This is a genomic window from Pseudobacillus sp. FSL P4-0506, assembly GCF_038003025.1.
GTDB lineage: Bacteria > Bacillota > Bacilli > Bacillales > Domibacillaceae > Pseudobacillus.
Map to the genome: position 1 here is coordinate 2,674,972 of NZ_JBBOOI010000001.1, position 22,793 is coordinate 2,697,764.

Annotated in this window: 24 protein-coding genes and 1 pseudogene; 16 read left to right on the forward strand and 9 right to left on the reverse strand. The window is 37.4% G+C overall.

Annotated elements, in window-relative coordinates; all coding sequences use genetic code 11:
- Positions 1-184: 184 nt before the first annotated feature.
- Together MKZ02_RS13520 and MKZ02_RS13525 are read left to right on the forward strand one after the other, a co-directional pair.
- Positions 185-922: a cyclase family protein gene (locus tag MKZ02_RS13520; protein ID WP_340853999.1), complete on the forward strand. Its 738-nt coding sequence runs from the start codon at positions 185-187 to the stop codon at positions 920-922.
- Between the two features lie 806 nt (positions 923-1,728).
- Positions 1,729-2,091, forward strand: a complete 363-nt coding sequence (locus MKZ02_RS13525; protein WP_340854001.1) for a hypothetical protein — start codon at positions 1,729-1,731, stop codon at positions 2,089-2,091.
- A 159-nt stretch (positions 2,092-2,250) separates the two neighbouring features.
- Here the strand turns inward: MKZ02_RS13525 and MKZ02_RS13530 are convergent, their stop codons facing one another.
- Together MKZ02_RS13530 and MKZ02_RS13535 are read right to left on the reverse strand one after the other, a co-directional pair.
- A complete protein-coding gene (locus MKZ02_RS13530; RefSeq protein WP_340854002.1) occupies positions 2,251-2,619 on the reverse strand; it encodes an SMI1/KNR4 family protein in 369 nt (122 codons plus the stop codon).
- A 168-nt stretch (positions 2,620-2,787) separates the two neighbouring features.
- Complete coding sequence (locus tag MKZ02_RS13535) at positions 2,788-4,038, reverse strand: helix-turn-helix domain-containing protein (protein WP_340854003.1); 1,251 nt, start codon at positions 4,036-4,038, stop codon at positions 2,788-2,790.
- A 146-nt stretch (positions 4,039-4,184) separates the two neighbouring features.
- Between MKZ02_RS13535 and MKZ02_RS13540 the strand changes: the two genes are divergently transcribed.
- From MKZ02_RS13540 to MKZ02_RS13550, 3 genes are all read left to right on the forward strand, one after another.
- The gene (locus MKZ02_RS13540) at positions 4,185-4,943 is read left to right on the forward strand and encodes an SDR family NAD(P)-dependent oxidoreductase (protein WP_120031475.1); all 759 of its coding nucleotides are present in this window, start codon (positions 4,185-4,187) and stop codon (positions 4,941-4,943) included.
- Between the two features lie 429 nt (positions 4,944-5,372).
- Positions 5,373-6,128, forward strand: a complete 756-nt coding sequence (locus tag MKZ02_RS13545; RefSeq protein WP_120031473.1) for a GNAT family N-acetyltransferase — start codon at positions 5,373-5,375, stop codon at positions 6,126-6,128.
- A 295-nt stretch (positions 6,129-6,423) separates the two neighbouring features.
- The gene (locus MKZ02_RS13550; protein WP_340854007.1) at positions 6,424-6,978 is read left to right on the forward strand and encodes a sugar O-acetyltransferase; all 555 of its coding nucleotides are present in this window, start codon (positions 6,424-6,426) and stop codon (positions 6,976-6,978) included.
- 217 nt (positions 6,979-7,195) lie between these two features.
- Here MKZ02_RS13550 and MKZ02_RS13555 read toward each other — a convergent pair whose 3' ends face one another.
- Complete coding sequence (locus MKZ02_RS13555; protein ID WP_340854008.1) at positions 7,196-7,591, reverse strand: hypothetical protein; 396 nt, start codon at positions 7,589-7,591, stop codon at positions 7,196-7,198.
- Positions 7,592-7,872: 281 nt separating this feature from the next.
- On the opposite strand from MKZ02_RS13555, the gene MKZ02_RS13560 reads away from it, so the two are divergent.
- A complete protein-coding gene (locus MKZ02_RS13560) occupies positions 7,873-8,235 on the forward strand; it encodes a helix-turn-helix domain-containing protein (RefSeq protein WP_340854009.1) in 363 nt (120 codons plus the stop codon).
- Positions 8,232-8,474, forward strand: coding sequence for a hypothetical protein (locus MKZ02_RS13565; RefSeq protein ID WP_120031464.1), 243 nt, complete (start codon positions 8,232-8,234; stop codon positions 8,472-8,474). Before MKZ02_RS13560 ends, MKZ02_RS13565 begins: the two co-directional genes overlap by 4 nt.
- Before the next feature lie 153 nt (positions 8,475-8,627).
- On the opposite strand, the gene MKZ02_RS13570 is transcribed toward MKZ02_RS13565, so the two are convergent.
- On the reverse strand, positions 8,628-8,798 hold the full coding sequence (locus tag MKZ02_RS13570) for a hypothetical protein (RefSeq protein WP_340856477.1): 171 nt from the start codon (positions 8,796-8,798) through the stop codon (positions 8,628-8,630).
- 24 nt (positions 8,799-8,822) lie between these two features.
- Entirely contained in the window at positions 8,823-9,350 is a 528-nt protein-coding gene (locus MKZ02_RS13575; protein ID WP_120031462.1) for a helix-turn-helix domain-containing protein, read from the reverse strand.
- 423 nt (positions 9,351-9,773) lie between these two features.
- Between MKZ02_RS13575 and MKZ02_RS13580 the strand changes: the two genes are divergently transcribed.
- The gene (locus MKZ02_RS13580; protein ID WP_340854011.1) at positions 9,774-10,556 is read left to right on the forward strand and encodes a dioxygenase family protein; all 783 of its coding nucleotides are present in this window, start codon (positions 9,774-9,776) and stop codon (positions 10,554-10,556) included.
- Between the two features lie 29 nt (positions 10,557-10,585).
- Entirely contained in the window at positions 10,586-11,017 is a 432-nt protein-coding gene (locus MKZ02_RS13585; protein WP_340854012.1) for a DoxX family protein, read from the forward strand.
- 96 nt (positions 11,018-11,113) lie between these two features.
- Here the strand turns inward: MKZ02_RS13585 and MKZ02_RS13590 are convergent, their stop codons facing one another.
- Entirely contained in the window at positions 11,114-11,440 is a 327-nt protein-coding gene (locus tag MKZ02_RS13590; RefSeq protein ID WP_340854014.1) for a four-helix bundle copper-binding protein, read from the reverse strand.
- Positions 11,441-11,583: 143 nt separating this feature from the next.
- On the opposite strand from MKZ02_RS13590, the gene MKZ02_RS13595 reads away from it, so the two are divergent.
- The 4 genes and pseudogenes from MKZ02_RS13595 to MKZ02_RS13610 all read left to right on the forward strand — a co-directional run bounded on the left by MKZ02_RS13595 (position 11,584) and on the right by MKZ02_RS13610 (position 15,389).
- Complete coding sequence (locus MKZ02_RS13595) at positions 11,584-12,966, forward strand: sensor histidine kinase (protein ID WP_340854016.1); 1,383 nt, start codon at positions 11,584-11,586, stop codon at positions 12,964-12,966.
- Positions 12,963-13,673, forward strand: a complete 711-nt coding sequence (locus tag MKZ02_RS13600; RefSeq protein WP_340854017.1) for a response regulator transcription factor — start codon at positions 12,963-12,965, stop codon at positions 13,671-13,673. Before MKZ02_RS13595 ends, MKZ02_RS13600 begins: the two co-directional genes overlap by 4 nt.
- Before the next feature lie 72 nt (positions 13,674-13,745).
- A complete protein-coding gene (locus MKZ02_RS13605; RefSeq protein ID WP_406908637.1) occupies positions 13,746-14,324 on the forward strand; it encodes a YdhK family protein in 579 nt (192 codons plus the stop codon).
- 508 nt (positions 14,325-14,832) lie between these two features.
- Positions 14,833-15,389 (forward strand): annotated as a pseudogene (locus MKZ02_RS13610) (DUF4256 domain-containing protein).
- 250 nt (positions 15,390-15,639) lie between these two features.
- Here the strand turns inward: MKZ02_RS13610 and MKZ02_RS13615 are convergent.
- Entirely contained in the window at positions 15,640-16,032 is a 393-nt protein-coding gene (locus MKZ02_RS13615) for a hypothetical protein (RefSeq protein ID WP_340854021.1), read from the reverse strand.
- Between the two features lie 277 nt (positions 16,033-16,309).
- On the opposite strand from MKZ02_RS13615, the gene MKZ02_RS13620 reads away from it, so the two are divergent.
- Positions 16,310-16,801 (forward strand): GNAT family N-acetyltransferase, encoded by a 492-nt coding sequence (locus tag MKZ02_RS13620; protein ID WP_120031448.1) that lies wholly within the window; start codon positions 16,310-16,312, stop codon positions 16,799-16,801.
- A 395-nt stretch (positions 16,802-17,196) separates the two neighbouring features.
- Here MKZ02_RS13620 and MKZ02_RS13625 read toward each other — a convergent pair whose 3' ends face one another.
- Positions 17,197-17,874 carry a DUF2711 family protein gene (locus tag MKZ02_RS13625; protein ID WP_340854022.1) on the reverse strand — a complete coding sequence of 226 codons (678 nt, stop codon included), beginning with the start codon at positions 17,872-17,874 and terminating at the stop codon, positions 17,197-17,199.
- A 327-nt stretch (positions 17,875-18,201) separates the two neighbouring features.
- Positions 18,202-19,608, reverse strand: a complete 1,407-nt coding sequence (locus MKZ02_RS13630) for an amino acid permease (protein ID WP_406908639.1) — start codon at positions 19,606-19,608, stop codon at positions 18,202-18,204.
- 650 nt (positions 19,609-20,258) lie between these two features.
- Between MKZ02_RS13630 and MKZ02_RS13635 the strand changes: the two genes are divergently transcribed.
- On the forward strand, positions 20,259-21,641 hold the full coding sequence (locus MKZ02_RS13635) for a sigma-54 interaction domain-containing protein (RefSeq protein WP_340854023.1): 1,383 nt from the start codon (positions 20,259-20,261) through the stop codon (positions 21,639-21,641).
- A gap of 582 nt (positions 21,642-22,223) precedes the next feature.
- Entirely contained in the window at positions 22,224-22,682 is a 459-nt protein-coding gene (locus MKZ02_RS13640; RefSeq protein WP_120031442.1) for a divergent PAP2 family protein, read from the forward strand.
- Positions 22,683-22,793 lie beyond the last annotated feature (111 nt).

Below are 22,793 nucleotides of genomic sequence, written 5' to 3' on the forward strand. Positions count from 1 at the left end.
CCAACAATAAAATTGTAATTTTACAATTATTTTGACTTTTAGAGAAAAGTAGGTGTTTAATAGTAATTGGAATTACTGGTGTTCTTGCCCATAGAGAATAAAAAGAGGAGAGCAACCATAGAAATGCAAAGTTTCTTGCTTTAGAAGGAAGTTTTGCAGTGAATTTTTTAACGGGGGGATTAAGGTGTCAAATGAATTATTGAAAGCATTTAATCTAATTAAGGAAAAAGAATGGATAGACCTTACTCATACATTTGGTCCCGATTCACCACATTTTGCAGCGTTTGATTCCGCAGAATTTAATACATTATTTACTCACGATGATGGGTTTTTCGCTCAAAGCTTTAAATTTGCAGGCCAGTATGGGACACATTTGGATGCCCCTATTCATTTTGTACGGAATACACGATATTTAGATGGGCTAGAGTTAAAGGAGCTTGTTTTGCCCCTAATTGTCATTGATAAATCGAAGGAGGTAGAAGAAAATCATGACTTTACTTTAGGGATAGCTGATATTTTAAAGTTTGAAGAAGAATATGGAATGATTGAAGAAGGAACATTTGTTGCTCTGCGTACAGACTGGAGCAAACGCTGGCCAAATAGAGAAGCATTTGAAAATAAAGATGTTCATGGCGATAACCGTGCACCCGGTTGGTCGCTAGAATCTTTAAAATTTTTGTTTGAAGAGAGAAAAATTAAAGCGGTTGGCCATGAAACATTTGATACGGATTCAGCTGTTGACTTCAAAAAAAATGGCTCACTCTTGGGTGAGTATTATGTTTTAGAACAAGATACATATCAAGTAGAATTATTAACGAATTTGGACAAGGTTCCTGCCAAAGGTGCCGTTATTTTCAATATCGTTCCTAAGCCGGAAAAAGCGTCAGGATTTCCAGTAAGGTCTTTTGCCATATTGCCATAAAAGAAGAGAAAACAGCTCCTGCAGCTTAAGGGCTGTTTTTTATTTTTTTCAAGCAGCTTTACAATGGGTCGGAGGATAGCCTTGAAGGCTGGTAGTTTAGGAGAAATTTCTCTTCTTACTTCCGGCGGGAGAAACTATAGATTATGACATCTAATCAAAGAGATTATTGTGTAAAATTCAAATATATTCCTTATTGGTTCAATCAATAAATTTCTTTAGCATATAAAACACAAGAATCTTTGACTAGCGAAGGAGTAGCAGGCTTATATAGAAGAAAAGGAACCTGGGAAAAGAGAAAAAGCTACCTTCAGGATGAGGCATCCTAGCCTGTTGAACAGATGCCACTACTTGAATGGGTGAGTCATTTTAAAAATAAAAAGCAGTGCCCTATTTTCGCCCTACTAAAATCTGCCTCCAGTCATTTTTTTATCGTGTTTAATGGTAAGGACAAGCATGACTATACTAAAAACTGATGATATGACCGTGCTGCCTATAAGGACACTTAGTATAAGATTTAATTGATTTTTCAACAATAACACTCCTAAAGTCGTTTAGGGGTAGTTTTTACAAATGAATAAATTTCATGCACACTTCATTGAAAAGGCCAACTTTCATCCTTTATGCACTTCGGTAGGGATCTTTGGTTACATTACGAATTAAACCAGCCTATATATTGGGAATCCGAAAGAGGAAGAATGTAAAAGCAGAAGAAGACAATAGCAGGCTTTTATTGATATAAAAAGAGAAAGAAGTATGAACTTCTTAGGTTAAATTTTACGTCTATAAAGAGAAGAGGGGGAAAAAGAATGGAACATTATCCTGAGGAATTAGATTTTATTTCATTGTTTCAATGCAGCCCAATAAAAAAGAATGACAAGGATCCTTTTTCGCAAAATGAATCCACCTTTACCTTTCGTCAAGGAAATAGGACATTTAAAGTGATCATTTCTCCTTTCTATAATCGGTTCATTCTTTCTGTAAATGATGGAGAAGAAGAGGTCTTATACTATGATTTTCAGTCCGTTACAAATATAGAAATTGTCAGAGATACAAGGAAGAGCGCACAAATTCGTTTGTTTCTGGAAGACGATAGAGAGCGCTTTTTAACCATAGTGGATGTTACTTTCAAACCTAAATTCAAGGTGATATTGAGGGAGATCTTTCGTTAAGTCTTTTCTCCTTAGACCAGGTCAGAGATAAATCCAAAAGCTCCCTAACGAGGGTGTTTTTCAATCTTCATTAAGATCATTCGCTTGATAAAAATGTTCACTAACATAAATTCTCCACTCCCAAAACTTCGTACCTTGCGACATGACAAAATAGTCGAGCTACATCTCAAAGGTCATATTGAGAGGAACAGAGTCCTCAAAGGGTTCTGTAGAGTCTATCCAAAATAAATAATCATTGGCTCTTTTAGTCTTATTTATCCTAATTGAATCGATCAAAAGTATACTGCCTTCAAAGCCATAGGCAATAGGATACCAGCCATCAGGGGAGTCCATATACTTCCTATATTCATTTATTTCTTCTAGAGACAGTAATTCGAAACGAGTGCCTGCTTGCTCATCGATAAATAAATGCGCCCCGTCATGCATGAAATGAAACTCTTTATAGTCTTCTGGAAAAGTAATCTTTAATCGTTCTTCCATCTCTACCATTTTCTTTTTCTTCGCTCCATTATTGAATGTAAATGTCACTTCGCTGATAGGACCAAATTCTTGTTGAATACAACTGGCTCCTTTTTCAATCCGTCTTATTCATCCGTTCATTGTAAGATTAAGTAAGCTCAGTAATGCTCCTCCTCATAGTCGGTCTGATATCCTCAGCATAAAATAAGTTAGTGCTTAAATTTCCTTGATAGATCATTAGGTCGATTCACGATCGGAGCAATGATCATTTCTAAACTGTCTGGGGGTTAAACCCGTGTACTTTTTAAAAATCTTGATAAAATAACTTTGGTCGTTGAAATTCAGCCATGTGCCAATGTCCGAAATTGAATAATTGGTTAAAAGTAATAGCTTTTTTGCTTCTTCAATCCGTTGCCGTTGAATGTATTCACTTATTGGCTGACCAACCTCTTTCTTGAAAAGTGACGATAAGTAATTCGGGCTTAAACGGCAGACTTGTGCAAGGGCATCAAGTGCGATATCGTCATAAAGATGGTCATAAATATAATGTTGACAAGCTGTTATGGTTGGAGAATATTTTTCATTATTTAATCGGTGCACACGATTGGTGAAATCCACTATAGCTTCTTCCGTTAACTTCAGTATAGCTTTTAAGCTTCCTAATTCTTCAAGATGTTGAATATAGAAATCGCTTAAGGTGAAGGCAGTTTCATCGTTTAAACCACCCTCAATGGCCGCCCTGCAAACAAGAGCAATTCCAGTTATCATTAAATTTTTCTCACTTCTTAGGCGATTTCGTTTCGACAATAGTCCTAATTCCGCCTCCCCCACAATAGAGTAATCGAAGATGTCCTTTAATTTATCTACCCGCCCGTTTTTGACATACTCGAGCAAAACTCGTTCATATGAAAGATTGGAATGAAAAATGAGATCCCTTCTCCCTTTTGAAAGTTCAAGATCGGGATTCTCTGATTCCATCCTATCAAGGGGTAACGCTTGATTGTTTTGGATCACCATCGTTTGATCTAGCTTTTTATGGTACACCAAATAATAAACCAATAGACTAATCGTTAGGAATTGCTGATGATCAATAATAGGGATGGAATGGTAATATTCAATGAGCTTCCTTTTATTCAGGCTTCCTTTAAAAGCATCCATGATCTTGCTAATATCTTCCTCGGATATTTCCGATTCAAGAGTAGGACCTAAAATAATGGTGCCTAAAAATAGGCTTGTTTCTTTTAGATTGACAAAGAAAAAGTTCAAATTTGAATTCGAAAAAAAGATAGGAAAATCCGTCGGGTTATCTTCATACGTATATACGCTTATCTGCTCTTTGAATGAATAGTAATATGGATTATCCCGTAGGTCTCCACTTGAAAATTCATATTCAATCTCCCCAAATTGATTAACATAATAAACCGGTATGTTATGAACTCTATAAATAATGTCACATATGTATGGCAAATCCTGTATGGCTATCTCCATCTGTTGTAAGCTCCGTTCAAGTTTTTTATTTGATACAGCTCAAAAATAATTAAATAAATACTATTATTCGTAAAATAATACAATATTTATTGTTAAACAAGCAATAAAATTATGGAGTAAGAAGGATAAGCAGGGAGGAAGTAAACATGGAATTATCAAATAAAATTGCTGTAATAACTGGTGCAGGAAGTGGAATCGGAAGAGCAAGCAGTTTGAAACTCGCTAGTAACGGGGCAACAGTTGTATTAGTCGATTTCAATCAGGAAACAGGTGAAGAAACGTTAAAACTTGTAAAAGAACAAGGTGGACAAGGGATCTTCGTTCAGGCAGATGTCTCGAAAATGGAAGATGTACAAAACTATGTAAATAAAGCGGTTGAAACATATGGACGTATTGATATATTTTTCAACAATGCAGGTGTTATCCAAAAGTTCGCTCCTTTTACTTCAGTAGAAGAAGATGAATTTGATCGCATTATGTCTATCAATGTAAAAGGAGTCTTCCTTGGAATGAAATATGTGTTGAAAGTAATGGAGGAACAGGGAAGTGGCTCTATTATTAATACCGCTTCTACCGCGGGGGTTCGTCCTGAGCACAGTGTAGCCGTATATTCTGCAAGCAAACATGCGGTTGTAGGCTTAACCAAGGGAGCTGCATTAGAGTATGCGAAAAAAGGCATTCGCATTAATGCGCTTTGTCCTGGCGGGGTAAAAACAGCCTTAACAACAGGTGTTGAAGCTCAGTTTGCAAAAGGTGGATACGTTCCAGAAGAGGTTTCCAACATGAGAATGGGGCGTTATGCTGATCCTCAAGAACTCGCTGAAATGGTTGCTTTCTTAGCATCAGATAAAGCAAGCTACATGACTGGTTCAATTGTTCTTGTAGATGGCGGATTAACCTTATAGTCACAAAAGACAGTCCATTCAAGGGAACAGGTAGAATGCTGAAGACATAAGAGGCATTCACAACCATTTATGTGTACCATTAAAAATACTCTATTTTGATCAATCCTTTTTCAAAATAGAGTATTTTTTATTTGTGTTATAAGCGGTTTTTGTCGTACGTTTAATCAGACTTTATTCCAAGGCGATAGCTTAAATGAAGGAAATAATCAGGAATTGTTAGGATGGATGAGCCCTCGATTTCTTTACACTAAAAAGGAGTATAGGAGGGCGTCATCTGCGCAAACGTGGGGCTAGTTAAAATTTCGCGGAAAAGCTGTCTATATCCAATGAATGAAACCTATGAATCTTTAAGAACGTATGAATATTAAAGTGTTATTTTTCTAATTTATATAATAATACTTTAAATTATCGAATTCGAAGGGGAACGATATGGAGTTCATTCAAATTTCCAAAAATAATATTGAAACGGAACACATATGCTGTGCATTAGGAGCAAAACAATATGAAAATGCAGTAACTGAGAAAAAGAATTGGCTAACAGAACGAATGGATGAAGGGTTGGTTTTTTATCGCTTAGATGAACGGGCAAAAGTATTTATAGAATATTTACCTGCCGAAATGGCGTGGGTTCCTATTCAAGCACCAAATTTTATGTATATCAACTGCTTGTGGGTTTCAGGAAGATATAAAAATAACGGTTATGCAAAGCAGTTATTAAATCATTGCAAAGAAGAGGCTATCCATCGTGGCATGGATGGGATTGTACATATTGTAGGCAAGAAAAATTACCCGTATTTAAGCGATAAACGTTTCTTTGAACATATGGGGTTTGAGCTAGTAGACGAAGCAGAACCTTATTTTCAATTAATAGCATTAAAGTGGAATGAACAAGCGACCGTACCTTCTTTTAATAAGCAGGTAGAGACTTTGACGGATGATACAGGCATATCTATTTATTACACAGCACAGTGTCCTTATGCTGTTGGTGTATTAGAAGAATTAAAGAAAATAGCAGAAAACAAAAATGTCCCTTTTAAAACTTATAAGATCACAACTAAAGATGAAGCACAACATTCACCTGTAATTTGGACAACTTTTGGTTTGTTTTATAATGGTGAATTCATTACACATGAAATAATCAGTCCAAACAAATTTAATAAATTACTAACAAGACTGCTACCGTAGAAAGACACTCTTTATTCTTATTTAGATTAAAGACGTTATCAATTTGAGGTTCTTTTTTGTAGTTTCTTATTTCAATTATGCTCTTTTTTATCCTTGTAATATTAAACTTTGATACTTTGTCAAGTGTCCAAAAATGAATGAGTAATTCTTGATAGGTCACAATGAAGCCTATTGTATCGTGAATTTAGCTGTTTTAGGGTAAAGATTATTTTATAATTGGATGTTAAAAGTTCTTCCTCATACGATACAGTCTTATAAAATAAGAAAAATCCATCTTAGTTAAGGAGATTCCGTTATGAAAACAGAAAAAGAGAAAATGTTGAGTGGAGAAATTTATTTTGCGGATGACTCAGAACTGACACAAGAACGTGAGAACGCACGAAGATTAACGAGGCTTTTTAATCAGACAACAGAAACGGAAGGCAACAGGCGTACAGAGCTCTTAAAAAAACTTTTTGGTTCGACGGGAGAAAATATATATGTCGAGCCCACCTTGCGTTGTGATTATGGTTACAATCTTCATGTCGGTGCAAACTTTTATGCAAACTTCGACTGTGTATTTTTAGATGTATGTGAAATTCGAATAGGAGACAATTGTTTTATCGCTCCAGGAGTACATATCTATACAGCTGCTCACCCACTAAATGCGAGGGAAAGAATTAGCGGCGCTGAATACGGGCTGCCGGTACATATCGGTCACAATGTGTGGATTGGTGGGAGAGCGGTGATCAATCCCGGTGTGAAAATAGGTAATAATGTAGTAGTTGCTTCCGGGGCAGTAGTAACAAAAGATGTCCCTGATAATGTAGTGGTTGGCGGAAATCCAGCGAAAATAATTAAACATATCTAAGTGTATACCATCCTTCTCCAGTATTACACACTCGTTTATTTATAGAACACTATGAGTTATAGACAAGAGAAATAATTTATTAAAAACTCTCGATCTTTTAGCGCGGGGATTTATTTATTGTTCGATCGAGTCACACCCCGAATATTTCCGATTGATCCCTGCTCTCAACGGGCAGGGGCTTTTATATTTTGAGGGCATTAAAAGAAGCTTCTATTAACTAATTTGGAATGTATATTTTAACATGTTCTGTTTCATGTACCTTCTTTATTTCTACTGTGGCCATATTTTCTCCTTCCCAGTGGACTTTAACTTCATCAAGGGAAGAAATAGATTCAGAAGGTTTCAATTCTTTATATGTTTCTAAAACACTTCCTTTTTTTCCATAATAAATTCTTGTGAAATAGTTTGTTACTTCTTTAAATGCTAACAATCCTTTTGACTCTTTAACCACTAGTCTAGCTTCGATTATATTGGTGTGGTTTGGGGATTCGTTGCTAAAGATAACTTCAGATTCATAAATATTTTTATTTCTTTCCTCATAGCCATGCACGACAAGATAGAGAATAAATGCAACTGTAACCATTACTCCAGATAAACAACCCCATTTGGTCACATATTACACTCCTTTTAATAAATAACGAATAACTTATTTTACCATTTTTGCCCTTTGTAATCGAGGAAGTATTTCTCTTTCTATTTCCTTAACTAAGTATGGATAAAAAACCAACCGGATGATTATTCGATGATCTTTTAATTTTTCTTTGCATTGTACTTGTATAAAGTATTACCTATTTTTTTTGTAGATAAATGTATTCGTTTTAAGGGGAACATTAAAAAAATGGATCATTTTCTTTGTTATAAAGTTGCTGGTACCAGAAAGGAAACGGTGAGGAAATGGAATATCATTTGAAGAATCGCGAAGAAATAGAACGGTTCGTTATTGAGCAAGTATTGACCACTTCAGAAGCAATAGAAATTCTGAGTGTTACCAGACAAAAAATGAAATCGTTAATTTCAACTAAAAAGATTACTCCAGTGAAAAAACTTAATAGAGAAACCTTATTTTTAAGAAGTGATATTGAAGCGCGAAAAGCAGAGCAGGATGAACTGCGCAAAAAATATCACCGTTTGATAGCTAAAATACTTTTCCCGCTTCTATTAAGCGGGGCTTTTATATTTGTTAACACATGGAAGGAATTTGTAATTTTTTGTGGGAATATACCTATGTATGACAAAAAAAGGGGGAGAGCAGAGTGATTCGCTCACTAGGAGGTGTAAGAACGCTTGATGAACTGGAGGATTTGGTGTTTAAGAAAGGTTACGAAATTAGATGTAGAAATACCGGGTTGATGGTCGGTGTCGCACAGCCTGTAATGGCCCTTCATCTCTCGGATGATACACCAGTCTGCTCGCTAATCAGCGAATCACATCCAAGGCTCGAACTTGTGAAAGCAGGAAGAAGTAGAATAGGATCACATGCAATAAAAGCTTTCTAATAAATAGAAGCTTAGATCAGTTTGTTTAATATGCCTGATGTTATAACATTCAAATCTCTAAAACGGACCGTCTATTGACAATCTGATTCTTGGGTTAAGGTTTTTATTAACATAATCCTCGATTATAGGCATTAAAAAGAATACTGTTTTTTTTTACCATTCCCTCCACTCTTCAGTTATATCTTCTTCTGATTCCAGGCCAGCTATACTCGCAGCTTCAACAATAAACTCATATAGTTCTTTCTCTTTCCACAAAATACAAAGCGGGATAAAAAGAAAAATCTTCCCAAACGTTGTTATATCAACGTTTGGCAGAACTTTCATGACTAGGGATACTACCTATTTTTATTATTCTGTATAAACAGCAATTAAAACAATGGCTGTTTGGTCACCGATATTTTTAACAAAATGCGGGGCACAAGCATTCCAGCTAAACGAATCCCCCTCTTCTAATATAAACGAATCCTCTCCTTGTTCAGCGAGAATTTTACCTTGCAATACCAGATGACATTCTTTCCCTTCATGAACATGCGGTTCTTCTCCTGTTGAGGTTCCCGGCGGAAATTCGACATGCTGGAGCGTTAATCCATCTTTTGATATTAAATGCTCGACTCTAATGTTTTCTTTTTTGTGAGTCGTATATTGCCGCTCATTCTTTCTAACTACATTCATACGCTGGTCCTTCTCTAAAAGAAGGTAGGGCAGAGGCACCTGAAGAAAGTTAGCGACTGTTTGCAATGTAGTGATAGAGGGAGACGTATTGTTGTTTTCCATATTGCTGATAAATCCTTTGGAGAGTCCCGTGCTTTCGCTCATTTGTGCAATGGTGATTTTTTTTCTGTTTCTGATCGCTCTGATGTTTGAACCGATGTCCATCTTCTTCCCCCTCAGTTGTTTTCTAATAAGAAACTTAATTCTATATTAACAAAAAAACAGTTGACGTTCTATGAAATTGTTTGTTATCTTATAAAAAACAATTATTCACATAGGGAAATAAAAGCGTAACTGCAGATCAAAGGCAGGTAAACTCGCTAACAGCATAGATCCAGCTAAATGGAGCTTACACTATCTGGTTCTTCATTCAGAGAATAATAAGAAATAATGGGCGAGATTCACTATTAGCCGTTAGGAAGATAGAGAATTTTTTATATTCAAGCGTGAGGGGATATTTTTAAACGGGGCAGGCTAAATAATTGCTGAGTTCATCAAGAGAAGCAGCAAATTTATTTACAGTAAACAAATGGATCGAAAAGAAACATACTAATATACAAACCTAAAGGATACAGGAGGAAAATAAGGATGATGCCATCTTTTTTTATCGCTCACGGAGCGCCGCTTTTGGCTATTGAAGACAATGAATATACACAGTTTCTGACGGAATTGGGCCGGACACTCGTACGTCCCAAAGCCATTGTACTGCTGTCGGCCCATTGGGAGTCTCCTGTCCAAAAAGTAAGCGACGTTAATGTGTACAGTACGATCTATGATTTCGGCGGTTTTCCGGAAGCATTGTATCAGATTCAGTACCCAGCTCGCGGTGATAAGCACGTTGCCAAAGAAATTCAAGGGTTATTCACTAAACATCGTATCCCTTATGAAATAGAAAAGAGAAGGGGACTGGATCATGGGGCGTGGGTGATTCTTCGGATGCTTTATCCAGAGGCTGATATTCCTGTTGTTGCTATGTCTGTTAATTCCCGTCTCACACCAGAAGAGCAGTACAAGATTGGAAAAGCACTGGTCGAACTGAGAGAAAATGATATTTTAATTATTGGCAGCGGGGGAACTGTGCATAACCTTGGAGCGGTAAACATGGCTGCAGATTATGGGGCCGTAGATGATTGGGCCGTAGATTTTGATGAGTGGGTGGCCCGTCATTTGCAAAGTTGGGAGTTAGATACTCTCTTTCATTATGATACTTTAGCTCCTACAGCACGTCTGGCTGTGCCTCCATATGGAAAAGAGCACTTTATTCCAATTTTCTATGCTATGGGAGCAGCAGATGACAAGAGAACAGCCGAGCTCCTTCACCGAAGCTATCGATATGGAAACTTAAGTCACAGCGTATGGCAATTTGGTTAATAAAAAAATGACCTGGAGGTATGGTGAAAATGGCAAGCAAATATGAGTGGAGTGCATTGATCTTACGCGTTGTATTGGGAATAGCCTTCTTTGTGCATGGACTAACAAAATTCCAGGGGGGCATTGAAAACATCACCGGGTGGTTTGAAAGCATTGGATTGCCAGGCTTTCTTGCTTATGGGGTTGCTTTCTTAGAAACAGTTGGCGGAATAGCATTAATCGCCGGCTTAGGCACTAAAATTATTTCGACGCTCTTTGCTCTATTAATGGCTGGAGCGATCTTAAAAGTGAAACTGGCTGCTGGTTTCTTAGGGGACGGGCAATCAGCAGGATATGAGTTGGATCTCGCATTCCTGGCAATGGCTGTCTCTCTTGCTATCACAGGAAGCAAGTTTTGCTCGTTAGACCGGTTGATTTTTAAAGGGCGCGACTATAATAACGATGCGCCTAAATCTGCCTAATCTTCTTCTTCCCATCTTCTGAGGCAGAAAAGAATTTATCATAAAAAACCTGTATCCGCTTCTAATAGCGGATACAGGTTTTTTAGCTCAATCTGATTATGATGCCATCTGACGGCATTGTTCCGCGCAGCGGAAGCACATTTCAGCACACTTTTGACAATGCTCATGATCGTGTGTTTTACATTCGTTTCCACAGGCTTCACAAATGTCTGCGCATAACTGGCAGATTTGTTTGGCGAATGGACTGTTAGATTGCATCGATTTTGCCGCAAGTGCGCAAATGTCTGCACATTCTCTATCTAATCGTATGCAGTCAGCCATCATTTTCACGTTTTCTTCTTTTAAACAGGCGTCATAACAATGGTTGCACGCTTCCATACACTCCAGACAAGCTTTGATACATTCTTCATACATTGTGTTCATAAAGCATCCTCCTCATGATATTAGTCAATTAGAGTCTACCCTTCTTATTATTTTTCTAACGATTTAATGAAAAGTCCTTAAAAACTGCACAATTTAATATGATTTTTTCAGTATGATAAAGACAGTAATTTTGAAAAGCGGTGATGGCAATCAATAAAATAACATTAAAGTTAGGTCTTTGGTTTTTCTTTGTGATGGTAATGATTCAAATTTGTTTATTCTTTGTTTTACATACTGGTCTTGTCGAAAGCAGGGTAGAAGAAGAATTAGACTCCCTCCTTGCAAGAGGGAATAGCCATAGGGAGGTTCTGGAGGATAGCTACAGCCCAAAAACGCTGCATCACATTGCATTAATGGAATGGAAAGCTGATACAGAAGTGGTTATTACTGACGGCAAACAAAAAATTATTATTAGTTCTTCTAACATAGACAATGAGGAAAAGAAAATTATAGCCAAAAAGCTGGAAGAAGTTCCACGCAGAGGGGAAATTCTTGAAAGGCGATGGGAAAATGAAAAATACATTTCTACCGTCAGTCCTTATACTACGAGAGAGAATCAAAGCGGATATATTTATATGTTCAAAAGCACCGATCAGGTACAACGCCTAATTTCAAAATTAAATCAGCATTTTCTATTTGCTGCAGCAGTAACGATTATCCTTTTAATCACGACGGTTCTATTTCTTTCAAAAGCGTTAACGACTCCCCTTATTCAAATGAAACGAGCTACAGAAAAGCTAAGCAAGGGAGATTTCTCTGTCCGGCTGCCGGAACACGGGGAAGATGAACTCGGTGAATTATCACGGTCTATCACAGTTCTTGCTCAAGATCTGAAGCACTTAAAGGAACAAAGAAACGAGTTTTTATCAAGTGTTTCTCACGAGTTAAGGACCCCTTTGACTTATATAAAAGGATATGCTGATGTGGCCAGAAGAAAAAACATTGAAGAAAAAGATCGAGAAAAGTACCTCGATATTATCTATGAAGAATCAGAGAAGCTATCCGCTCTGATGAAGGACTTGTTTGATCTTGCCAAGATTGATCGCAACTCTTTTATTATTAACCGAAAGAAAGTGGAGATTTGTCCTTATTTAACAACTGTCTGTGAAAAAATGCTTCCGGCTTTTCAAGAGAAAGGGATCGAGCTGGAAATGGAATGCAGAGAAGAGATGTATGTCTTGATGGATCCTTTAAGATTTGAACAAATTCTTTTTAACTTGTTGGATAATGCGATGAAATACTCCTGCCCACATACGAAAACAACCATTTCTGTGAAGCGAAAAAAAAATGACGTTGTCATTGCGGTGAAAGATGAAGGAGTGGGCATTCCTAAGGAAGACCTTCCTTTTATCTTTGACCGTTTTTATCGAGTCGACAAGTCGCGGTCCAGAGATTTGGGGGGAAGCGGTTTAGGATTGTCCATTGTAAAGGAGTTAGTAGAAGCCCATCAAGGCAGGATTGAGGTTAGCAGCAAAATTAATCAGGGGTCATTGTTTTTGATTTGGCTGAAGGAGGCAACAAAATGAAAACGATATTGCTTGTAGATGATGAAGAGAGAATGCTTGATCTGTTAAGCATTTATTTATCGCCGAATTACGAGTGCATCAAAGTAAATTCAGGGCTGAAAGCTGTTTCATATGTGAAGAAGAACAAAGTTGATTTAATTCTTTTAGATGTAATGATGCCCGAGATGGATGGCTGGGATACGTGCCGAGAGATTAGGAGATTCTCTACTCTTCCTATCATTATGTTAACCGCAAGAAACGAGACAACAGATATAGTAAAAGGATTAAAGATAGGAGCGGATGATTATATAACAAAACCATTTGACGAAGCTGAGCTGCTTGCTAGAATTGAGGCTATTTTTAGGAGAGTAAAAAACGGGGAGAACCAGAAAATTGAATTTAAAGGTCTTCTCTGGGATGGAACGGCTCATGAATTAATCTACAAAGGACAGGATATTCAAGTGACCCCAAAAGAATTTTCTTTAATTGGATTGTTTCTACATAATCAAAATAAGGTATTCTCGCGTCCCAACCTGCTTGAAAGCATTTGGGGAGATGAAGCCTTTACAGAAGATCGAACCGTTGATTCCCATGTAAGAAACATCCGGGAAAAACTGCGAAATGCAGACTTTCCGATCGATCAATATCTTTCAACGGTTTGGGGAGTTGGATATAAGTGGGTGGATGCAGAGAGCCCACTTAAGGAAGAAAGCAATATAAAAAAATAGAGAAGACAGCTCCATATTTTCTGCAAACTTCCTTGTTATGATGAGAAGCGATCATTAAAGGAGGAGATGTTTATGCTTAAAAAAGCGCTGATTCTATTATTTGCCGCTCTTATCCTCATACTGGGGGCCTGTTCCAATGATAAGGAGGAAAGCAAGAAAAGAACGGACAATAAAGAGCATACTGAAAAGATGGAAGACATGGATCATGGAGAGATGAGTCATTCCAGTTCGGGCGAAACTCCAAAAGGGTTAAAAACAGCAGATCATCCAACTTATAAAGTGGGAAGCGAGGCTATTCTTGAAACCGATCATATGGAAGGAATGAAAGGGGCCAAAGCAACCATAGCAGGGGCTTATGAAACGACAGCTTATGTTGTTTCTTATACCCCGAATACTGGTGGAAAGAGAGTAGAAAACCATAAATGGGTCATTCAAGAGGAAATGAAAGATGCGGGCAGCAAAACGTTAACGCCTGGCACGGAAGTTACCTTAGTAGCGGACCACATGAAGGGAATGAAAGGAGCTTCTGCTGAAATTGAATCAGCAGAAAAAACAACTGTCTATATGGTCGATTACACCTCTACTACTAATGGAGAAGAAGTAAAAAATCACAAATGGGTAACTGAAAACGAATTATCCCCAGTAAAATAACGAGTGTTTTTCAAAAAAGAGCTTACTTTTATACCAATAAGCTCTCAAAATGTTGCCCCTTTTTTTAGGTTGAAAATCTGAAAGGAGGGGCGTTTTTACGTTTATATGACCGCACTGGTTTCTTCTTTGGGAATGGAACTAAACTAGCAGATGAATGAGGCCTAATGATCAGCATCGTAAAAAATAATGAAATATAACCCAATCATTTTATGGTAAAATTTTGATTAGCAGGGATTTGGTAGATATAATTATTGTGATAACCCTATTTCTTATAAACAAGCTTTAGCAGTTGGAGGACTTCAGTGTGTCTGAAAGCGGGAGTTATTGAAGTGTTGGGCATATCTTGTTGAATAATTAACAAAAAAGATTGACTATTCTTAATAAAACCTGATCAAATTTTGTGTCGGAGCCAAACGTTTCTTTTTGTTGTGGATGTTGCAAAGCTTCATTCCAACCATTTACATATACGTAAATTATCATAAGTAAATACAGTGAGGGGGACATTAACATGATAATAGAATTGTCACTAGAACAACGTGAAGAATTACTCAGTGAATTGAAAGCTCGTTTTGAGAAAAACGTGCACCGCCATAAAGGTCTTGAGTGGGCTAAAATCCAAGAAAAGCTGGAAGCTAATACTGAGAAACTATGGTCGCTCAATGAAATGGAAAGAACAGGCGGTGAGCCAGACGTTGTTGATTATGATAAAAAGAAAGACGAGTATATTTTTTATGATTGTTCAAGGGAAAGTCCTAAAGGTCGCAGAAGTGTTTGTTATGACCGCAAAGGGCTAGAATCAAGAAAAAAAATAAACCAGAAAATAATGCTATGGATATGGCAACTGCCATGGGCATTGAATTATTAACGGAAGAACAATATCGAGCGTTGCAGAAGATAGAAAACTTTGATATGAAAACGTCGAGTTGGGTGCAGACACCCTCTGATATTAGAGAACTCGGCGGGGCTCTTTTTTGCGATTACCGCTTCGGACACGTTTTCGTGTATCACAATGGAGCAGAATCTTACTATTCTTCCAGGGGATTTCGCGGCTCGCTAAGAGTCTAAATTTTGCCCAGACAGCGAAAATTAAGCTTAAGAATAAACCCTGGAGAAAGGCTTTAATCTCATTCTTCAACTATCATGCGCTTTAATTGGATTAGGATGATAGCTTTATAAAAGAATCATTCGATTGAAATATATTAAGAGCGTGTTTTGATGAATCTTCTTTTCAAAACACGCTCTTTCTTTTTGTTCGTTTATCAAGGATATTATCAGTCATTTAATCCATCGTTATTCTAAGTCTACAATTGACATTTTAATCTAATAGGAAAGAGAATGTCTTTTCCAGTTTTTTGTATCGTTTATCTTTTTCTTTATTGCCTAACATGATGAATAAAACCTGCTTTGCTTTTTCTTTCTGGTGACTCTTTAAATAAGTTTGAATTCTTTCTTTGAAACTAGGATCATAAACAAACCCCTGCGTCATTTGTTCATGAAACACTTGATCAAAGTATTCGGTCGCTTGCTTATACTTTCGTTGCTTAGCATAGGATAAGCCCATGTTAATCTGCAGACTTGATGCTTCTGCCGGGGATAGGCTTGAATGCTGCAGGGCGAATGGATAAACACGTCTCTCTGCCTTTTTAAGAAAAAAGGCACCTAAAATGCTACCTAATAGAGCGGCTATACTGTACAAATTTATTCTCATTTTTCCTCCCTCCAAGAATACTAGAATCGTAGCACACTTAATTACAGTTACACATCAATAGATTTTGAAAATGTTGTAGTTTTCAGCTTAACAAAGATTTAACAGAAAGGAGCTGGAAAAAGAAGAGGGAGGCAAGTATAATTTTTTTACCGGTCGAGTTATTCAAAGAGCGTTTATTTAGGTGTTTTTTCCATCCATCGACTTGAACACCAAAAAGTAAATATTTACAATAAAACAAAAACACATACATGTCCTTAACGAGGGGAGATCCACACGCATGGCAACTGTTCAAAAAGAGAAGATTTCGTTGGACTTCTATAAATTTAAATATAAGGAAAAGCTAGAAGAGTATTATTTACCAGAGGAGCAGCAAAAGTACACTTCGTTGCCGGCTGATGCTCTTGCAATATGTGAAACAGATAGTGAGCGCACTCCTGTTGTTATTCTTTACAATCAAACACCAGCTGGATTTTTCGTTCTTCACGGCTGGGAAGGTGTCAAGTCATATAGTGATAATAGGAATGCTATTCTTTTGAGAGCCTATTCAGTCAACGCCAACTTGCAAGGAAAAGGAATAGCTACACAGTCTATTCAATTATTGCCCTCGTTTGTAAAAGAAAACTTTCCCGATAAAAATGAAATTGTTTTGGGAGTTAACCATTTAAACAAGAGAGCCCAATGTGTCTATCAATCAGGCGGGTTTAAAGATAAAGGGATCCGTGCGATGGGGAAAAATGGAGAGCTATATATTCTGCATCTGGAGCTGTAAACGGCCATGGAGGGGAAAGAAAAAATTATAATGAGCCGAAGGGGACAGGCCCATACGAGATGAGAGAAATGAAGATGACGAAGCAATTTCCCATGCAGCGATGATTCTTTCTAATATAAACATCGCTTTTTGGAGAATCGTCATTTTTAGTTTTAGACCATCGGGTTTCCGGTCTGATGGCAACTCTGGCTTCTAAAATAACGCACTTCTGTAATCGAGCAGCTAACTTGAAATTATTCAGGGACAGTCAAGGGGGGATTACAAGGTTGTAAAAAAATAAAGGCTTGGCTGATGGTCCCCGTCTATTCTTATTCTATTCTAAAGAAAAATAGCAATATGTAAGATGTGGCGGCTTAAAATTTTATTATCTTTTTTAGTTTCTCGACCTACGATTATTATTCTGATAAAAACCAAGCAGAGGTTGTTTCTTTATCACAAATAAGGGCTTCCCATTCCTTTTGCTTAATTATTGTATGGATGTTTTCATCTTTCGCAAAAAAATAGGTTGTGTAAGCATCATACTCACTCATAAAAGCGAAGTCCATGTTTTCATCAGCAATGATCATCTCGCTGAGTGTTAGAAAAGGTAGTTCAAATGGCGTAATGTCTGTAATTCTCACTCTCCCTTTTTTACCTTCAATGGGATCAGCGTAATAAAAGTATTCTGCTCCTTTCGAAGAGAAGGTATCTAGAATATCTTTCAGTAGAAGGATACATACTGTGTCCTCCATCGGCCAAAAGAGGTCTTCATGAAGGGCAGCGTCCAATTTCTTTGCTAAATGGGGCTTTGCATATTTTCTATCAAGCCAATTATCAGATAAAGCAGTAGCAACTTCCGCAAAACTAGACAGGCCACTTTGCTGCATTATCTTCTTCCATGAAACAGGACTGCCTAGCTCTATGATTTCCCTATCGTCTGGATAAACGTGATGATTTGGATACTTTTGTTGGGCTTGTTTCCATCCAGCAGGCATTTGAACAAAAGGATGAAATAAAATGGCGGCAGAAGCAAACGGAGGAGGAAGTTGGCGCAAAATAGGGATGTTTATATCTAAAGAAATATAATCGATCAAAATTATTCCTCCTTTGATTTTGTAATGACGAATGTTTCATCTAGGGCTCTTTCTCTAGCGAAGTGCTTGTCGGCCCAAGAATTGAAGGATTAGCGGATGTTCTGGCTCGAGATTCAACTCAATTAGTTAAAGGGCAGTCTCCTTCAGGTGATTTGCTTGCCTGATTTTCCAATCATTTACTTAATTATCATTATTCTATCATGAATGTTTGTAAGATAAAAACCGGCTTTGGATTTTAACCATTTTGCTAAGATTAAGAGATTTGGCTATTAATAAAACACCTCCACCTTATGAGAAATAGCATCCATAAGGTGGAGGTGTTGTTTATCAATTTTCCGTTTCGACTTTCTTCAGATCTGCTTGAGACAGATTTGGAACGATTTCTTTTTTGTTATAGAAAAGAAAGTAAGAGCCGATAACGAGAATGGTCAAAATGGTAGTAAGGAAGAATTGTAAGCGCATAGAACTGATGAAAGCCTGAGCGACAAAGATAACTAATAAGACAAAGATAGTTGCATAAGTTAAGTAAGGGAACAACCACATTTTTACTTTTAGCGCCGCTGGATTTGTTTTTTCCATTTTTCTTCGTAAACGTATATGAGAGAAGGCGATAAAAATATACATAATGATCGTTACGCCGCCTGAACTATTTGCTAAGAATACAAATAGCGTATCAGGAGAAATGAATTTAAACATTGTGAAGACATAAGCGAAAAATAAACTAGCTGCTAATGCCCAGATAGGAATTCCTCTCTCGTTGACCTTGGATAAGAATTTAGGAGCGGAACCTTTTTTCGATAAAGAATATACCATACGGGAACTTGTATAAAGTCCTGAATTCAAAACAGAAAGCAAGGAAATAAAAATAACAAAGTTCATTACTTGACCTGCAGCAGGAAGGCCTGCCATATCAAATACGCTGGCAAAAGGCGTTTTAAGCAAGTCTTCAGCTCCTTGCGGAATGACCATGATTAGCACAGCAACTGATCCAACAAAGAAAAGAAGAAGGCGCCAAACTACAGCGTTTATTGCTTTAATGATATTTTTCTCTGGATTTTCTGATTCACCGGCTGCGATAGCCGCCACTTCACTTCCAGATAGCGAGAATGTGATAAAGATAACTCCAAGCAGCACCGGTATAAAACCATGAGGGAAAAATTGATCGACTGTAGCCAGAGTGGAAAAGCTCTGAACTTCAACGCCGGGAATAAGTCCAAAAACGATAGCTACGCCTAAACCGAGGAAAATAACGATGGCTGCTACTTTAATAGAGGCTAACCAATACTCAAATTCTCCGTAAGCTTTAACCGAAAAAATATTTGTAATCGTCATCAAAATAGGAAAGATAACACTTGGTACCCAAATAGGTATGGAAGGTATCCAGTTGTTCACCATTTCTCCTAACAAGGTTGCTTCAATTGTAACGATAATGACCCAGTTAAACCAATAGAGCCAACCGATAGTAAATCCAGCCCAAGGACCGATTGCCTGGTGTGCATAGGTTGAAAAGGAACCGCTATCAGGATTCACAACAGCCATTTCACCAAGCATCCGCATGATAAGAACGATCATCAATCCTGCAATAATATAAGACAATAATGCCCCAGGTCCTGCCTGTGTGATCATTGTGCCGCTTCCTACGAACAGCCCTGCACCGATTACCCCACCAATAGAAATCATTGTTACGTGTCTTGTTTTTAGTCCGTGTTTTAGATCATTATTTTGCAATCCCAAATTATATCACCCACTCCGTAAGTTTTACGTTTGTCTCACCTTTTCAAAATTCCCCATCTTAAAAGTTATTGTTTATTGATGCCCTGCACCTTGATCAGAAACTTTCTCTGCCTAATTTTCATCATTCATAGCCATTATAAATAGAAGTAATATTTATAATGGTAACAATGTTGAGAAAATTCAAGAGGCAGCTCTCTGACAAATCTTACAATTTATTTTCATGCCCCCTTTTAATAATGAATGCTTTAAATCTCACTGGGCCTAGCCAAACATTAGTCTAAGGTTTGTTTATTCGTATCTTTTATCAAAACCTTATGACTTATGAAAAAAGTCTCCCAGATCTGCCTGCTGTTTAATAGAAAGAAGACTTTTACTCATTGAATAAGGTGAAAAATTCCTTTTCTTCCTATCTAAGCGTTTTCAAACTGATTTAAAGCGGTGTGCCTTATATTATAAGCAAGATGCGTGCCAACATTCTTTTGCCTAAAATTCGGCATTTTATCGTTGGATATGACAGAAAACGATTTGTTTTTGTATCAAATTCGAGGTTTTTTGATCCATTTCTTGATTATTGATCCACTTTTGAATTATATTTTAATTATGAATAAAAGTAACAGAGAGATGAATAAAAAAGCAAGAAGGAGCATCTTATGTCGATTGCAGATATTATTTTAGAGAAAATTATAAAGACTTCTAATAACAACATTACCATTACGGATGAGAAAGGGATTATTTTATATACGAACAGCGATCATTGGTCTGTTTATGATGAAGAACCAAAAAACTATATTGGAGAATCTATTTTTAAACTTCAGGAACAGGGGTTGCTTACTCCTTCTATTACAGCCATAGTACTTGAGAAGAAACAGCCTACTAAAATCATGCAGCATACAAGGAAAGGCAAAATTATTATGTCAACGGCTTACCCAATCTTCGACGAAAACGGAGATATTGTTCGAGTCATCAGCTATGCCATTGATCAAACAGAAATTAGCAATCTGCAAGAGCAATATGAACAATTAGAGAGAAAGTTAAAAGGGTACCAAACAGAGGTAGAGGAGTTGAGAGAAAAAAAAGAGACTCACTATCGGAGCAAGGAAATGCAGCAAATATCCAAAACTCTACAGCGGGTGGCCAATACGGATGCGACTGTTTTAATGACAGGGGAATCCGGCGTTGGCAAGAGCATGCTGGCCCGAAAGCTCCACACGCAGGGACATCGTCAAAAAGAACCGTTTATTGAAGTGAACTGCAGCACCATTCCTATCAATTTATTTGAATCAGAAATGTTTGGTTATGAATCTGGATCATTTACAGGGGCACAAAAAAATGGGAAACAAGGATTAATTGAACAAGCCCATAATGGCACGCTATTTTTAGATGAGATTGGAGAATTGCCCTTGGCTATGCAGGCAAAATTATTAAAAGTGCTGCAGGAAAAAAAATTCATGAGAATAGGCGGGAATAAAGAACGCCGTATTGATTTTCGTCTGGTCGCAGCGACCAATAAAGATTTGGAGGAAATGGTTCAAAAAGGCGATTTTCGTCTGGACTTATATTATAGGCTCAATGTTATTCCGGTTCATATCCCTCCATTACGGGACCGGAAAGAAGATATTTCTTTGCTGATTAATCATTATGTCGATCTTATTAATAGAAAATACAATACGTCAAAAAAGTTACACTCTTCCACGTATGAAGTTCTGCTTAAGTATAAGTGGCCCGGCAATGTACGAGAGTTAGAGAATTTAATGGAACGGCTAATTTTAACATCCGAGGAACCGATGATTTGGCCAAATTCTTTACCTGCTTCTATTCTTGGCCAAGAACCAACGAATGGGGAGGAGATGTCGCTAATTGAACAATTCGTAATTGAAGACCACAATTTAAAAAATGTGATGGAGCGTGTGGAAAAGCTAATGCTTTCTAAGGCACAGAAACATTGTAAATCTACGTATGAAATGGCTGAATATCTAGGTATCAGCCAGCCTTCCGTCATTCGTAAATTGAAAAAATATAAAGAATCCATCTAACAAGTTCGCTTGATTTGCTAAATGGTCAATTTATTGGGCGCCCCGTTCGAAAATAAGAGCGGGGTGCTTAGCATGACCGTTTACGTGAGGGACCCTTTTACCATAGTAACGTAAAGCCTGTTGGAGCTAAGGGTTATGTAATAAGGGGTACACAGAAGAAGTATTTCTTGCAGCTCAGTCTCTTCTATATCAAAAGAATCGCTGGCCCAGTTATGAGAATAGGGCTGCATAATGGTATTTATTGAAGAAGCATGGATTTAGCATTTAAACCTAAACCATTTCGGACGGTAGAATAACGTTCATATCATTTTAGGAAGAGATATGATAATTAGTGAATAGTGTAGTGTATGTAAAATTCAAATAAATATAACAAAAAAACAGTCACCAAAAGAAGCAATCGATGAAAAAAGTCTAGCTATTCTGTTTTTCCTCAAGTTTTTTGTTTAACTTCCTGGAAAAAAGAGAAATATCCTATTAGACCGGCTAAACCCTATGGTAAGGACTGTTTGTCTTTTTTATTAATGATCTGAAGAAAGAATAAAAACAACCAACTTTTTTCAAAATAACATGGAGGTGAGCATTTTGAATAAAGGAATAATTACTGCATTATCAAGTATTGGAATGGCCCAGGCTTTGAAAATACCACTTCATTATATAAAGAAAAAGGAATGGAAGCCTGAACTGTTTTTAGCCACAGGTGGAATGCCAAGCTCTCACTCGGCTGGAGTATCCTCTCTGGCCACTTACATTGCTATGAAAAAAGGTGCATCGTCCATCGATTTCGCTCTTTCAGTTATTTTTGGGGTCATTGTGATGTACGATGCGCAGGGCATCCGCAGACAAACAGGAGAATTAACTTTAAAAGTGAACGACCTAGATGAATTGATCGATAAAATTCATAAAGATGATCCGGTTAAATATGAAGAAAAGGTACCTGATCCACTTAAAGAGGTCCTTGGCCACAAACCAGGTGAGGTACTGGGGGGAGCCTTGTTGGGTGTCGTATTAGGAGCAGCGGGTTATTACTTATCGGAAAAATGATGCCTCTTTCAGTAAGATACATAGGAGATCATTGGAGAAGACAAGCGGATTAGCGGAATAGAGTAGGTCTGATGAGGAGGCGTTCTTGCCGAGTGATTATATATGAATGCT